This is a genomic window from Hymenobacter ruricola (genome assembly GCF_015694525.1).
Taxonomy (GTDB): domain Bacteria; phylum Bacteroidota; class Bacteroidia; order Cytophagales; family Hymenobacteraceae; genus Hymenobacter; species Hymenobacter ruricola.
In genome coordinates this window covers 1-15114 of record NZ_JADQDM010000017.1, presented here as the reverse complement: position 1 = coordinate 15114, position 15114 = coordinate 1, and the positions used below count along the sequence as shown (strand labels likewise).

The window sequence follows — 15114 nt, the reverse complement described above, 5'->3', positions numbered from 1 at the left end:
CGCGTACGATAGGTGAAGCTATTGGTGTAGCAACTCGCGGAAATAGCCGAAGTCTTTGTCAACCACCAGCCGGCGGTCCAGCAGCGAATTGAACTCCTCGCACGAGGTTTCGGGCAGCAGCGCGCAGGCCGCGCAAGCGGCCATGTTGAGCCCGCCCACGCCCTGGCCCTGTGCATCGGTGTGCCAGCAAATGGGGTCGGCCGCGCAGTCGGTGGCCCGGTGCAGGGCCGATTTTAGCAAGCCGGGCAGCTTGCCGGTGCGGCCCAGCGATACCAGCCCGCCATACGAGCCCTCCGACCCGGCAATGGTATAGATGAGCAGGCCCTGCATCCCCGGTCCTACGTACAGCCGTTCCTGCAAGGAGGTGGCTGGATAGCCGCACTGAAACTCCAGCTCACGCACCAGCAGGTGGCTGAGCGTGTGCAGCAGCACGAAGCGGGCCGTGGCTTTGCGCGCTGCGCCCGGCGAGCCCGCCGACAAGGCTTTCTGGTTGGCCAGTAATTGGTCGAGCCTTTTCAACACGGCCGGCTTGTTTTCCCACTGCTGCAGCCGTTCGGCATCCAGGGTAAAGAACAGGCCTTCTCCGTAGCTTTCCACGCCGAGCAGGGTGTGGGTTTTGAGACCGTACTTGAAGGTGAAACGCCGGCGGATGCTCAGCGGGCTGCCTTTCTCATCCTGCGTCAGAATGGCATCCCGGTCCAGCGGCTGCTGCCGGGTATAAGAGGTTTGCACAGCCGTCATTTTCAGGCGGTCCAGCTGCCAGGCCGGCCCCAGACCGGGCAGCTGGACCGCCAAATCGAGCGGGCGCAGCAGGAGCTCCTTGGAATCCGCTGGGGTGGCTTCCGTGGTGAGGTAGCGGTATTCGGCCCGGCGATAGTCTTCCTCCCCCGGCTGACTGGCTTCGGGCACGGGCGGCATAGCGGAAATGGGCTCCGGAACGATAAAATCGGCGGCGCGGAGTTGCTCAAATTGCTCCGGGCTCAGCTCAATGCCGTGTTTGGTCAGCAACCGGTTCAGGTTGCGGTGCACCGGCATCTCGTCCTCGTGGTTTTCCTTAAGGACTTGCGCCATTTCCGGTGTAAGGCCGAAGCGGATGGTCGAAGGACCATCCGCTTCGGCCCCCACTACCTCCGGCTGCTCGCCTGGCAGGTAGAGGCTTTGCACGATGTGTGGGTAGTACACGCTGTTGCTGGCACGCAGCACCGGTTTCATTGGCACGCCACGGCGGGGGCGCGCCACGCCGTACTCCTCCATATCGGTTTCCGGCACCCGCAGGCCAAACAAGCCCGCCAGCGTGGCGCTGCCCAGGCGCTCGGTGCCGCCATCAGCCAGCCGTCGCCGCGCCTCAATGGTGATGCCTTTGAGGTCGTTGAGGCGGCCCGATGTGCGGTAGTACAGCTCCGTGCCTTTGGGCACGTCCCGCCGCATGGCCAGCGTGGTGGTGCTGGCTTCCCCGGCTTCATCGGGCGCGTTTGCATCATCGGCCATCATTTCAGGAGCCGTCGCTTCTTTTTCCTGCCGATGCCGCAGCGCCCAGTGTGGCCACGGCACATCGGCAATGCTGCCGGCCGGCGAAGTCATCACGAAGCGCACCTGCTCCAGCGTTTGCCAGCGGGCCGGGCCGCTCAGCTTGTCGTTGTGGAAACAGTAGTCGCAGCGCGGCGCGTCCTCAAAGCGGCTTACTTCAAAAGCCGTCTTGCGGGTGGCCGTCAGGTACCATTGCCGGCGCCAGTTGGCGTGGTGGTCGAAGCGGGCGCAGCTGGGGCAGTACATCCACTTCGGGAAAAAATCCACGGCCACCCGGGGCCGGCTGGGGGCGCCCGCAAATGCCAGCGGTGGGTTGGAGGGCATACGGGCCAGGCGGCGCAGTTCCGGGAACAGGCAGCGCAGGCGGGCCAGGAGCCGCATATCGTTCAGGCGGTTTTCCTCGCGGTAGGCGCGGGGGTTCTGGCCGCGCAGGTAAGGCCATTCGTTGGCGGGCAGGATGCGCAGGGCTCCCAGGCGCGACTCAATGAGCGAGCCCACGCCGCCATAGGCGCTGCACAGCTTGCGGGTTTGTAAGGAATCAGTGGCAGGCATCGGTTGGCAAAAAAGAAAGTCGCTAGATGGTTGGCAGGGCGGGCGCGGCGGCCACGGGCTCGGCTTCGGGCCGGAAGCCCAGCGTCGTTTCCGTGTCCACTTCCCGCATGGAGGTGGGCAGGTTCCAGTAGTTGGGGTGGTGGGGCTCGCCGGGCTCTTTGCTGAGCAGCGGGGTATTGTGCCGCTTGTTCTTGTAGTGCAGGGGTTTGTCCACGCTCCGGCCGGCCTGCTTTTTGGCCAGCCAATCTTCGGCCAGGTTGGCCAGGCGGGCTTGCAGGTTGGCCGCCAGCGCGGAATCGGCGGTGAGTTGCTCGCCCAGCAGCTCGCCCAGGGCGGTGGCCATTTCCAGCTCAAACGCCGCGGCGGGCTGGCCCTTGTAGTGCCGCACCCAGGTCACCAGCAGGCTGTTGAGCATGCGGTCCAGCGTTTGGGGCGTGAACGGGGTCAGGCTGAGTGGCTCGACGTGCTTGTAGTAGGTCTGGTTGAAGCCGGTGTACTGCTCAAAAATGGATTTTTCGCGCGCGCGGTTGGCGTCTAGCAGGCTGAACACCAGCCCCTGGTCGTTGCGGGCCACGCGCGAGCTGGCCTGAATGTATTCGGCGCTGTTGCGCGGCTGTCCGCACAGCACCATCAGGTTCAGGCGGCCAATATCGATGCCCACCGACAACATATTGCTGGCCAGTACCAAATCCACACCGCTCACCACCCGCCGCTGCTCACTGTCGGCCGCGTTCAGCTTCAGGGGCTCGCCCAGCTCGTGCAGCGCGTCCTTGATTTTGTTGCTTTCCACGCGGCTGGTCAGCTCGCGGGTCCGGCTCATCAGGCCGTAGTAGGGCCATTGCTGGCCGGGGCCGTCCAGGTTCCAGTGCTGATGCGCGGCCTGCAGCAGGCCAAAAACCTCCGAACTGACTTTGTTATACATTTTGCCCACGTCGCGCAGGCTGTTGTAGTACAGCACCAGGGTCCAGTAGCGGTCCAGGCGGGCAAGGGCGTCGGCCTCGGTGGCGTAGGTGGGCCGCAGGGCGCGCCAGGCCTCGGTGCGGGCCAGCAGTAGCAGCGAAACCAACTGCAACTGCATGTCGAGGTTGGTTTTACCGGTGGCCATCACGCCCACGTGGCGGCGCTGGCTTTCGGCGGTGTTGTAGGCGAAAAACGAATCGTCGTAGCGAATGCCAGCCGGCGGAAAAATGGCCACCGGCCGGTCGTACAACGCCCGCACCTGGGCCGCCGTGTTGCGGGTGGTCGCCGTCGAAGCAATAATCTTGGGCGGGCGCTGGCCCAGCGGGTCGGTGCACAATTCCTTTACCACGCGCTCAAACAACCCGGTGAGCGACCCCAGCGGACCGCTCAACAGGTGCAGTTCGTCCTGAATGATGAGCCCGGGAGGCGCCGTGCCGGCCTGCCGGAAAAACAGCCCCGCTTTCTCCTTATGCGGCAGCATGGCAAACTTATCAACCGTGGCAAAAAGCAGGGTCGGCGGGTGCTTATACAGCTCCTCGTCCACCACGCTCACTGGCACTGGGTGCGTGGCCTGCCCCGCGGCATCGCGCTGCCCGAAGTGGCAGCGCTCGTTCAGGCAGGTGAGTTGGCCGGTGGCGTCGAAGCCGGTGTGGTACTGGCCGCGCTGAATGCTGATGGTTTCGCAGCCGCACCACGGACACGAGGCCAGTTGAAACACATTTTTCTGAAAGCTGGGTTTGCGGGTGTAGTCCCCCGCTTTGGGCTTCGCTTTGGACCGGCTTAGCTGGTAATTGGTCTGCCGGATTTCTTCCAGCAGGTCCTCGTAGGCCTGGCCGGCTTCGGCGCGGGTGTTGGGCGTGGTGGCCTGGCCCACCCACAAGCCCAGCGTGAGCGGCTCGCGGCCGAGTACCTTCCGGCCGGTAGCGTCCCGCCACGTCGTGCGCAGAAATTCCAGCGCGCACATCAGCCGGCTGGCCCGCTCTGATTGTTGCGTCGTGAGCAGCCGCAGGGTGTAGCGCATGAGCACGGCCACGCCCTTTTGCCCGCGCTCTCCTCCGTGCCAGCGCCGCCAGATAATCGCCAGCGCGGTTACGGCTAAGTAGGCTTCGGTTTTGCCGCCGCCGGTCGGAAACCAGATGAGGTCCACCAGCTCCCGGTCGGGCAACCGGTCGGCCGTCGTTTGGGTAGCGGTTCCCGCCGCCCGCGCCTCATTCACCGTCACCGAATTGAGGCTGATGAGCAGGAAAGCCAATTGAAAAGGCCGATAGCTGAACGGAATATGGCCGCCCCGCGCCCGCCGCCCCGGGTGGTTGCGAAACCCTTCCAGCCCGGTATAGTTCGTGGCGGCGTGGTGCGCCACAAAATCGTCGTAGGGTTTGGGCTCGCCCGCATAAGCCAGGTCATCCGATACTATCATCTGCAAGAGCATGGCCGTATTGGCCAGGCGGAAGGCGTCGAGCACGCGCGGGTCGCTTCCCAGCAGCGTCACCGCGTGGCGCATCCGGTGCAGGGCTTCGGCTTGGTTGGTCAGCAGCGGCTCGTAGCAGTCTTCGTTCACGGGCTCCTGGCGGGCTTCGGCGGCCTGGCGGCGCGTCCAGGCGGCGTACTCGTCGAGGAACAACGTCAGGAGTTCCTGCAGGCGCTGGGCCGGATAGGCTGCCTTGCCCCAATGCGAAAGGTTGCGCAGGTCCAGCACTTCAACCATGGCTTGGTTTTGTGCGGCGGTAGCGGCGGGCCGCGGCACCGTGCTCACGCCGGGCACGTCCACCGTCGGCAGGAAAGTGGAGCGTAACTCCGTTGGCGGGTTGGCCGGGCTACCTTCCCATGCCGCCGCCGCCCCGTGGCCAATGCCGTAGGAAGGGCAGTCGCGGTATTGATAATTCAGAATGGCCGCTTCTTGGTCGCCGGCCGTGAAGCGGTTGAAGTCGGGCTTGTAGGGTAGCAGTGCGGTGCCATCGGGTAGACTCGCCGCTACGGTTACCTGGAAGCGGCTTTTTTCGTTCAGCTTCTCGTTGGCATTGCTGAACTCGCGCGCCGGATGCTGCTCTATTGCATTATGCACCAGTAGTTTAATGTAGCGTCGGGCTGGTTCTCCGCGCTGGGGCTCGGCGGCGACGGTGTAGGTTTTTACCCAGCACACCAGCCCTTCCGGGCCGTCGGCCCCGGCGGTGTATTTGGTCTCCGATTGGTTGAGGTCGGCCAGAAACGTCCATTCAAAGGGCTGCCGCTGCCAGAGGCGGTTGGCGGGGCGCAGCAGCTTGTCGAGGGCGGCTACGCCGGGGCTGTTGCGCAGCTCACTGGCTTTGGCCCCCAGGCGGTCGACTTCGGCGAAATCCTCGCTGCGGTTGCGGCGGCTGTTGCCCTTGGGGGCGGCCACCAGCGCCAGCGTTGTGCTCGGCTCGTCGTAAGCCAGCTTCTGCCGCAGCGTTCCGGAAAGGGCCGCTTGCAGGCGCGCCCATTCATTGGGGGCCAGCCGCACCGCCAGGTGGTCGCGGCCCGCCTGCCAGGGCCGGTAGCTGGCGCCGCGCACCGTTACGCGCAGCTGCCCGGCTGCGGCAGGCACGCAACAGGTCAGGCCCAAATTGCTCGGGAAGTAGTGGTTGGCGGCGGCATATTCATCCCGGCCCTCGGGGGCATCGGCGGGCACCGGGGCTGGTATGCCATCGGCGGCTACGCCGGCCTCGGGGTGTATTTCGGCACCGGTGGGCTCGTTGTCATCGGCTTCGTCCGGCTCATCGGCCAGATTGGCCCGGGCGTATTCTTCCTCGTCGGTGCCAGGGTCTTGCTCCGCGGCTCGGTCCGGGAAGAGAATGCCAGTGTAATAGCGTTGCAAGGGGAAATCATCCAGCACTTCGGTTGCCGGGTCGCCGGTATAGGTATCACTGCCCGGTCCCAACAACGAGCTTTCGAGGCGGTGAGTGAAGAAGTCGCGCGGTGCGGCGGCAGTCGGCATGGCTCTGCAGAGAAAAAGGGATGAATGATGTTGGCGGGTATTTTAGCGCGGGCTGATGCGGTACACGGTGCGCTCCACAGCGCTCAGCAGCACCAGCTCTAGCGTATCGGGTTCCAGCTTGCTTAGCAGGCTGCCCTTGGCCCCGGTCAGCCGGTAGCGCAGCACCTCCTCGCTCAAACCTTTGCCCAAGGCAATGCTTAGCTGATGAAACTTGGTGCGGCAGTGACGCACCTCTTCCGCCTCACCGGGCTGTAGCAGGCGGCAGTCCAATAGCTCCACGTGGCGGGCCAGCTTCAGCAGGGCGGGCAGTGTGGTGGGGTCGCCGGGGAAGCGCCGTTTGCCTTCCAGGTAATGGCGCAGCGTTTGCAGTCCCACATCCAGGCCGCCATGCACCTGCAGGGCAGTGTACAGCGCTGAGGTGCCAGGATAGTGCGCCGCTAGCTGCTGCAAGGCTTCCTGCCACACCGCCGAAGCTTGGTCGATGCGCCCAACGAGGCCATTGCGGTCGTGCTGGCGCAAAATCTGGGCAATGAGCTTGGGCTGGTCGTTTTCGTAGAAAATAATGCGGTCGCCGTCCTGCAGCTCATCTACCTGGCAGGGAACCAGGTTGGCCTGGCCGTTTTCAGTTTCGGCGGGTTCGCGCCGAAGCACCCGCGTATGGCCGTCCAGTTCGGTGCGGTAGCCATCGGCGAAGGCCATCGCGAAGAGCTGGCCGCTGGCCCGGCCGCGCTGCCGCTCACTGGCGTAGCGGGCTTCGCCCACGGCATATAGCTCATCAAAATAGTCGAGCTGGCCCGCCGTGACAGCGGCTTTCCCGTTGGCCCCGTCAGGCGCGGCATTTTCAGGATGCGCTACTTCAGTGGCCGGCACCAACTGCTCATAGGTCTGGCCCAGCACGGTGGCCCGGCCACCGGCGCGCAGCTGGGCCTGCTCCTGCTGGTGCAAGCTGGCCTGCGTGCGGGCATACAATCCGTCCTCCACGCCGGCCAGCAACACCAGCCGCACGGGGCAGGGGGCCGTTTGCAGCTCGGCCAACTGGTCGCGGTTGAAGAGGAAGGGGACTAGCAGTACGGCGTCGGAAGAGAAAGAGCCTTTGCGCAGGCGCTGACGCACGTTGTCGGCCCCGTTTAGCAGCGGCAGCACTTCCACGCCGCGCACGCCGCGCCACACGGCCTGCGTGGCCACCAGCGTTTCGCGGTCGGCCACCACTACCACGGGCCGGCCTTCGTCCAAGGCGTCAGCGGCCAACGCTCGCAGGGTGTCGTATTTGGGGCTGTGGTCCTGAAAGTAGTCCAGCAGGTCGGCAAAAGCCGCTTGCAGAGCCGTGCGCGCAGGCTTTAGGTCGCGCCAGCGGTTGGCATCGTCAAAAGCATCTTCCAGCTCTTCGCTTTCCAGGCATTCGGCTACCTTCCGGGCCAGCTCGGCCAGGTAAGCGCGGGCGTGGCTGCTGGTGCCGGCTGGCGGCAGCGCGTAGCGCAGGCAGCGGTGCAGCAGGTGCCACACCAGGGGCAGGCGCACGGCCAGAGGGGCCGCTTCGCTCACGAGCCCCAGCCCGTCGAGCACCTGCCGCACCGCTGCCACCCGCACGGCCAAACCGGGTGCAGGCGGCGCGGGCAGGGGCACAATGGTTAGGTGCACGGGGGCGGGGCGGTGGTGGGGGCCCAGGGCCTCCGTGCGCGACCACGGCCAGACCACGCAGCCCGGCGTTTCGCCCACTCCCAGGTCGGGACCCCAAAAGGTGAGGCTGGCCCACTGCTGGCCTGCATAGGCTTGCACCAACTGCGCCACGTTCAGCGAACTGCCCACGGCGGCCTTCCCCACCACGCTCAGGTGCCAGTTTTTGATGGTCGAAAACCGAGGTTGGGTGCGCAGCTCCAGCGCCTCCGCTACAGAGGCCACCACGGTGATGGAAGCCGCGAAGGGCAGGCCCCACAGCTGCTTGCTGAGGCCGCCGCCCAGGCGGCGGGTCCAGCACAGGGGCAGGCCGGGCACTTTCTCTAGCACGGTTTCTTCAAAATGGCGGAACGCATCGGCCGGAGCTACCACAATGGTGAGCCCGCCGTGTGGCCGCGGAATGCTGTCCTTGTCCGCCATCCGAAACAGGCGCTGGGCCTGGCGGGTGCCGGCCAGCAGCTTTTCCAGCCAGGCCTGGTAATGCACGTAGCGGAAGCCGGCCCGATTGTCATCCAGCAAGCCGGCGAACTCGAAGGGCGCGGCCAGCTTGCGGCAGGCCGTAGCGGCCACGCTGCGCGCCCGGTTGTCGCTCACCCGCCGCAGGGGCACTTTGCCGGCCGCATCGGAGGCCCCTTCCACTTTCCAGATGGTTTCGTCGTGAAACACGTGGTCGCCGGGCCGTAGGAGAGGGGTTGCCAGCCCAATCGGCGGCTCGTGCCCCGCCAGCCAAGCGGCGGCCGCGGCGGCCCGCAAGCCCGTACCCAAGTCGGTGCTGTGTGCCGGCAGGGCCACAAACAAGGGCTGTGGCCGCTCGGTGGCGGGCAACTGCCGGTGCCGCACCAGCAGCCCCGCGTTCAGCCACTCAAAATCGGTCAGCGGCACTGCCTCCAGGTCCCAGCTTTGGCGCATGGGGGCCACGAGCTGCGCACGGAGGCGTGCAGCGTACAAGTCGTCTCGCATTAATTGGGTAGAAATTAAATCAACGAATACCTAGTTGTGGCGAAGGGCGTGAAAAGTACGAATGGCTAGGCGCAAAATCCTAATTACCACGGACAGGGCCTGCACCGCGACCCGCCCGTCGTAGAGGGCGTTGGGGTCGGTTTGCTGGTCCTCGGGCAGGAAGTTGTTTTCGTAGTAGCCCTGGAAATCGGCTTGCACGTCTTCCGGGCCGTTCACGAAGTCCAGCACCAGCGTGTCGTGCTTGTGGCGGGTGGTGCGGTTCAGGTGGCTCAGCATCTGCACCATGCTGATGCCGCCGAGCTTTTTGTCGACGTACATGGTGTGGAGCAGAGGCTCGTCGAAGCCGGTCTGGAACTTGTTGGCGGCGATGAGCAGGCGGTAGCGCGGTAGCTTCAGGGCGGCCTCGATGCTGGCTTTGCCGTCGAGGCCGTTCAGGCCGACTTCGGTGTAGTCTTTGCCGGTGTCGGGGGCAGTCACGGTGCCCGAAAAGGCCACCAGGGCGCGGTAAGGTAGATTCAGCTCGGCCATCAACTCATCAAATTTTCGCTTATAGCGCACGGCGTGCAGCCGCGAGCGGGTGACGACCGTGCCCCGCGCCCGGCCCTTGAGGGCCTTCTGGGTGTGCTGATGGAAGTGGGCCAGCATGAGCCGGCTTTTCAGCTCGCTGGCGTGGTCCGTCAGGTCCACGAACTGGCTGAGCAGGCGCACCACGGGGCCTTTCTCATACTCCTTGTCGTCCTCCACGTGGGCCTTGGTGGCGAGCTTGTAGTAGCGCCACCGGCCACCGCGGCCAATGGAGAAGTGGCAGTAGCCGCCAGCCCCATCAGTCTGGCCCTGGGCGACGTGGACGCCGACGGTGACCTGGACCTGGTGGCCGGCGGCAGCACCGGGATTTCGATACGGCTCAACAACGGCAGCGGCATTTTCACTACGCCCAGCAGTAATGGCACGGTAGCCGGGGGAGCGAATTTTGTGACGCTGGCCGACGTGGACAACGACGGTGACCTCGACCTGGCTTCCACCAGCGGCGCCACCACCGTAGCCGTGCGCCTGAACGAGAACACGGCCCCGCTGCCCGTGGAGCTGACGGCCTTCACCGCCACAGCCAAAGCGCCGAACGTGCAACTGAACTGGCGCACCGCCAGCGAAAAGAACAGCGCCTGCTTTGAAGTCGAGCGCAGCCTGAACGGGCAGCAGTTTGATAGAATTGGCTCAGTAGCCGGCCAAGGCTCTAAAACCAGTCCCACGGACTACGCTTACCTGGACAGCCAGGCCCCCAAAACCAGCACCAGCCCTGCGCCCATCTACTACCGCCTGCGGCAAATAGACCTCGACGGCACAGCCATTTACTCGCCCGTCCAAGCCGTGACGCTGAGTGGCAAACCGCTGCTCACGCTCTACCCCAATCCGGCCCACGGAACGGTGACGATGGGGGGCATTTCGGCCGGGGCGCCGGTGGAATTCTTCGATGCGCTGGGCCGCCTGGTAGCCGCTGCCCCGGCTGATGCGGCGGGCACGGCCCAGCAGGCGCTGCCGGCCGGATTGGCGGCCGGCGTGTACGTGGTGCGCAGCGGCCCCAGCACCCTGCGCCTGCTGGTGGAGTAAGCGCCGGTTTTGCTCAGTAACCCAGTACTCCAATGGGTTGGCCGGCGCATTGTCTTGATGGGTAATATCAGGCGTAGTTCCTGGCAACAGTCAATTTAGTCAAAACACCATCCCCAACAGGAGGACGAGCACCATCGGGCGCGTCTGCTGCCTCTAGCCAGTGGAATCAGGAAGAAAAGGAAGCCGGCTGGAAAACGCGGCGCATTTGCAGGAGCATGAAATGGAGTAAAACCGGGCTTACTTGCTTCCCGCCGGCTTTAGGACGAGCTTGGGGGCTTGGGCATTTTGGATGCAGAGGCTGGCCCGCTCCGCCTCGGCGGTGTCGGACAGGGCCCACCACACCTGCGGGCCTTTCGTGCCGATGCGCACGGCCTCCTTGTACTGGCCAAAAGGCCGCTCGTAGTTCATGGTGAGCCCCGCAAAGCCGCTTTGGTCGTTCACTATCATCTCCACCGCGTCCTGATTTTGCCGGTCCAGGGCAATGACGCCGCGCCCGTTGTCGAGAAAGCTCATGCCGCCGCGCTCCTGGCCGGTCGAGTCGTGGATGGTCATTCCGTAGGAAGCGGCAATGCGCGGGTAAACCTTGCCGTGAAGCACAGGATTGGGCGCCTCGCCCAGAATGACCCGGTCCTGCCCCCGCGGGCCCAGCACCACCAGCGAGGCCGTGGCGGCGTCTTTGCGTCGGCGACCGGCGGTTTCGGCCGGGGCGCCGAGCAGGATGCGGGCCCGGCCCTGGGCGTCGACAACGGTGAGGCCGCGCACCCGCAGGTAGGCGGGGGCCTTGGCCACCCAGCTGCTGAGGCCAATGCCCAGCAGGAGCAGGCCCCCCACCGCCCCCGCCAGGCGCTGGCGCTTTACTTGTTTTTCCAGTTGATTGACCCGTTCCAAGAGGTCATCGGTACGGTTTGCCGCATCTGCCATACGCTAAGCGTTGAAATGGTTGATGCCAAATCAACGTGGACCATCGGCAAGGGTTTCTGCAGTCGACAAAGGCGGCAACGCGACCATCTGGGCTAAGTGCTAATCCTCCCTGAATTGCATGGAGGGGCTATCCTAGCCTTCTTCCCCCATTGCATAAAAGATATTTTTCGGGCAGTTCAGCCGAGAGGTAAACGAACATTAACGCGCTGTTCAACTGAATGAGGCTTTATTCGTACCATGTTGAAGCAGTCCAGGAAGGGCCTTCGTGCCAACCAGCTCGTGCAAGTTCGGTTTGACTACACGCCACAAGGCCGGCAATGGGCCTGGGTCCGGAAGCACCTGTTGGGATTTCCTGCCCATTTCCACCCGCAACAAGCCGCGGAACTGGTGGACCGCTGCGGCCGGTTCGCTGTGTTGCGACGGGCCTGGCCCTACGTGAGCCTGGGCCGGTTGGGCTTGGGTTTGCCCGGCTCGTCCCGGGCCCGTGGGTCGCTGGTGAGCGACGAGTCGCCGTGCCTGTACTTCTACCAAGGGCGGTACGTGGTGTCGAGCTACGACAACGAAACCAAATGGCCTTTTGACACCGCGGCCGAAGCCGTTGCCTTCGCTCAGGGACGCTCGTGCGCGGGTGCCTGACGGCCAGCTAGCCAGCCAGCGCCACAACGCCCCGCAGGCCTTGTCACGGCTAACGGGCTGGCCCCGGCCTGCCTCATCGCCAACCACGGCTACGATGCCGACCCGCTCGTGGCGGCGCTGGTCGCCCGCGGTGCCTGCGCCGTCATCCTGCCGCGGCACGAGCGCCAGCACCCGCGTGCCTCCGACGCGGACCACTACGCCTGACCCCACGGCCCCTGCCCCGCCGATGCCGCGAACCGCCGTTTGCGCTGACCTTTGCGGGCCATTTACCAAGAGCCGCGGAAATGAACGCCACCGAGCAAGAAGAACGAGAGTACCTGGAAGAAATCAAGGAGAAGCTGGCGCTGGCCATCCGCCGCGGCGACGACGCCGTGCGGCAGCAGTCGGCCGAGCTGCGCGAGAAAAAGCAGTACCTCCACGAGCACCAGTCCGGCCTGGACGAGGCCGACCTGGTGGCCGCCGACCAGTCCATCAACCGCATGGCCTTCACGGGCGAGGCCGCCGTGGGCCGCAAGCGCCGCCTCATGAAGCTGGCCCAGTCGCCCTACTTTGGCCGCATCGATTTCGCGCCGCGCGGTAGCCGGGAGGCCACGCCGGTGTACATCGGCGTGCATTCCTTCATGGACGAGCGGCGGCGGCGGGGGCTGATTTTTGACTGGCGCGCGCCCATCTCGTCCATGTTCTACGACTTCGAGCTGGGCGACGCTTTCTACGCCACGCCGTCCGGCGTCATCCACGGCGCCATCGGGCGGAAGCGGCAGTACAAGATTCGGGACGGGCGGCTGGAATTCATGCTCGAAAACGACGTGAACATCCACGACGACGTGCTGCAGCGCGAGCTGGCCAAGTCGTCGGACGACAAGATGAAAAACATCGTCGCCACCATTCAGCGCGACCAGAACGCGGTGATTCGCAACGAAACCGCGCCGGTCATGGTCATCCAGGGCGTGGCCGGCTCGGGCAAAACCTCCATTGCCCTGCACCGCATCGCCTTCCTGCTCTACCGCTACCGCGAAACCCTGGCGGCCCGCGACGTGCTCATCATCTCGCCCAACAAGGTGTTTGCCGACTACATCTCGAACGTGCTGCCCGAGCTGGGCGAAGAGCACCTGCCCGAGCTGGGCATGGAGGAGCTGGCCGCCGACCTGCTCGGCCAGCAGTACCCGTTCCAGACGTTTTTTGAGCAGGTATCGGCGCTGCTCGAAACGCCCGCCCCGGCCTTCGTCGAGCGCATTCGGTTCAAGGCCTCGTTTGAGTTTCTGGGCCAGCTCAACCAGTATTTGCTGCACGTCGAAAACCACTACTTCACCGGGGCCGCGCTGCGGGTGGGCAGCGCGGTGGTGCCGCTGGCGTTTTTGCAGGCGCGGTTCCGGGCCTACCACCGGGTGCCGCTGCTGAAGCGCTTTGCGCTGGTGGCCGAGGACGTGCGCAACCACGTGCGCGCCGCCACCGGCCGCAAGCTCAGCGGGGGCGAGAAAGCCACCATCGGCGAAGCCATTCCGCGCATGTTCAAATTCAATAATGTGCTGGATTTCTACCGCGACTTCTACCGCTGGCTGGGCCAGCCGGCGCTGTTCCGCTACGAGCCCGGCACGAGCCTGGAATACGCCGACGTCTTTCCGCTGATTTACCTGCGCATCCGGCTGGAAGGCTCCGCCGCCTACGACCACGTGAAGCACCTGCTGGTGGACGAGATGCAGGATTACACCCCCGTGCAGTACGCCGTGCTGGGGCGGCTGTTTTCGTGCCGCAAAACCATTCTCGGCGACGTGAGCCAGACGGTGAACCCCTACAGCGCGTCGTCGGCCGAAACCATCGAGCGCGTGTTTCCGCAGGCCGAGGTGGTGAAGCTCTACCGCAGCTACCGCTCCACGGTGGAAATTACAGCCTTCGCCCAGCGCCTCGCGCCCAACCCCGACATCATCCCGCTGGAGCGCCACGGCCCCGCGCCCGTGGTGGCCGGGTTCGGGAGTGCGGCCGAGGAACTGCAGGCCCTGCAGGGAATGCTGACGGCGGCGCCTGGCTCGGCCCCGCAGTCGCTGGGCATCATTTGCAAAACCCTGAAGCAGGCCGAGCAGGTGCACGAGGCGCTGCAGGGCCCCGGCGTGTACCTGCTCACCGACGAGTCCACGGCTTTCCGCGAAGGCGTGGTCATCACCACGGCCCACCTGGCGAAGGGACTGGAGTTTGATGCGGTCATCGTGCCGTTTGTATCGGCCGGGAACTACCACACGGAAGTCGATAAGCGCATGCTGTACATTGCCTGCACCCGGGCCATGCACCGCCTCACGCTCACGCACGCCGGCGAGCGCACCACTTTTCTGGCGGGCTGACAGGTGCGGCGCGGCGGGCGCGGTTATAGTCTGACTTGGCATAAGTCTACGAAGCCGCTATATTTGATGGACCCGCGGCCGGTATGGCGGCGGGCCCTTCGTTCTACCCCGCATGGCCCCCTCAAGTCCTGAATACGAGTACGACATTTTCATCAGCTACCGGCACAACGACAACCAGTTCGACGGGTGGGTGAGCGAGTTCGTGCAGCACCTGAAGGACGAGCTGCGGGCGACGGTGAAGGGGGAGCTGCGAATTTACTTCGACCAGAACCCGGCCGACGGGCTGGGCGAGACCCACCAGGTGAACGCCAGCCTGGACCACCGCCTGCGGGCGCTGATTCTGATTCCCCTGCTTTCGCTCACCTACTGCGACACGGCGCGCTACTCCTGGCAGCACGAGTTTATGCCCTTTTTGCAGCTGGCCCAAACCGACCCCCTTGGGCTGCACCTGCGCCTGGCCAGCGGCAACGTGGGCTCGCGGGTGCTGCCGCTGCGCATCCATAACCTGGATTCTGAGGACGTGCGCCTGCTCGAGCAGACCATGGGCGGGCCGCTGCGCAGCATCGACTTCGTCTACCAAGAGCTGGGCGTCAACCGCCCCTTGCGGCCGAAGGACGATGAACTGCCGCGCCCAGCGGGCGGGCTGCTCTACCGCAACCAAATCAATAAGGTGGCCAACGCCATCAAGGACCTGGTGGCCGCCGCCCGGCAGCCCGCCGCGCCGCCGCTGCCTGCCTATGCGCCGCCGGCGGCCGCGCCCGTTTTGGCCGGCGCCGCAGCCGCAGTGGAAGCCGCGCCGGTTGTTACGTCGGCCACGGGGCCGGTGGTGTTTTTGGCGTGGACGTCGAAGGAGCTGGCGGGGCGGCGCGAGGAGCTGGCGCTGGTGTGCGCCAAGGCGGGGCTGCGGGTGGTGCCCAACTTCGACTGCCCGCTCGACGAGGACGAGTACCGGGCGCGCACGGGCGAGGCGCTGGCCCAGGCCGACTGCGCCAT

General features: G+C 65.3%; 9 protein-coding genes. 4 read left to right on the top strand and 5 right to left on the bottom strand.

The genetic code is table 11. The annotated features are described in order from the left end of the window. Window positions 1-18 precede the first annotated feature (18 nt). Genes I2H31_RS21240 through I2H31_RS21225 form a run of 4 tightly spaced genes read right to left on the bottom strand, consistent with a single transcriptional unit; the run spans window position 19 to window position 9370 of the window. The gene (locus I2H31_RS21240) at window positions 19-2079 is read right to left on the bottom strand and encodes a DUF1998 domain-containing protein (protein WP_196295069.1); all 2061 of its coding nucleotides are present in this window, start codon (window positions 2077-2079) and stop codon (window positions 19-21) included. Between the two features lie 22 nt (window positions 2080-2101). Then, complete coding sequence (locus I2H31_RS21235; RefSeq protein WP_196295068.1) at window positions 2102-5992, bottom strand: DEAD/DEAH box helicase; 3891 nt, start codon at window positions 5990-5992, stop codon at window positions 2102-2104. Window positions 5993-6034: 42 nt separating this feature from the next. Beyond that, complete coding sequence (locus I2H31_RS21230) at window positions 6035-8626, bottom strand: hypothetical protein (protein ID WP_196295067.1); 2592 nt, start codon at window positions 8624-8626, stop codon at window positions 6035-6037. Window positions 8627-8656: 30 nt separating this feature from the next. After that, a complete protein-coding gene (locus tag I2H31_RS21225) occupies window positions 8657-9370 on the bottom strand; it encodes a type I restriction endonuclease subunit R (protein WP_196295066.1) in 714 nt (237 codons plus the stop codon). Here I2H31_RS21225 and I2H31_RS21220 point away from each other — a divergent pair, their 5' ends adjacent. After that, complete coding sequence (locus tag I2H31_RS21220) at window positions 9371-10231, top strand: T9SS type A sorting domain-containing protein (RefSeq protein WP_196295065.1); 861 nt, start codon at window positions 9371-9373, stop codon at window positions 10229-10231. 237 nt (window positions 10232-10468) lie between these two features. Here I2H31_RS21220 and I2H31_RS21215 read toward each other — a convergent pair whose 3' ends face one another. Next, on the bottom strand, window positions 10469-11152 hold the full coding sequence (locus tag I2H31_RS21215; protein ID WP_196295064.1) for a hypothetical protein: 684 nt from the start codon (window positions 11150-11152) through the stop codon (window positions 10469-10471). A gap of 279 nt (window positions 11153-11431) precedes the next feature. Here I2H31_RS21215 and I2H31_RS21210 point away from each other — a divergent pair, with 279 nt between their 5' ends. The 3 genes from I2H31_RS21210 to I2H31_RS21200 form a co-directional block, all read left to right on the top strand. Then, window positions 11432-11788: a hypothetical protein gene (locus tag I2H31_RS21210; RefSeq protein WP_196295063.1), complete on the top strand. Its 357-nt coding sequence runs from the start codon at window positions 11432-11434 to the stop codon at window positions 11786-11788. A gap of 284 nt (window positions 11789-12072) precedes the next feature. Then, entirely contained in the window at window positions 12073-14121 is a 2049-nt protein-coding gene (locus I2H31_RS21205) for a HelD family protein (RefSeq protein WP_196295062.1), read from the top strand. A gap of 112 nt (window positions 14122-14233) precedes the next feature. Further along, window positions 14234-15114 (top strand): TIR domain-containing protein (locus tag I2H31_RS21200; RefSeq protein WP_196295061.1); only part of this gene is annotated, 881 nt, incomplete at its 3' end.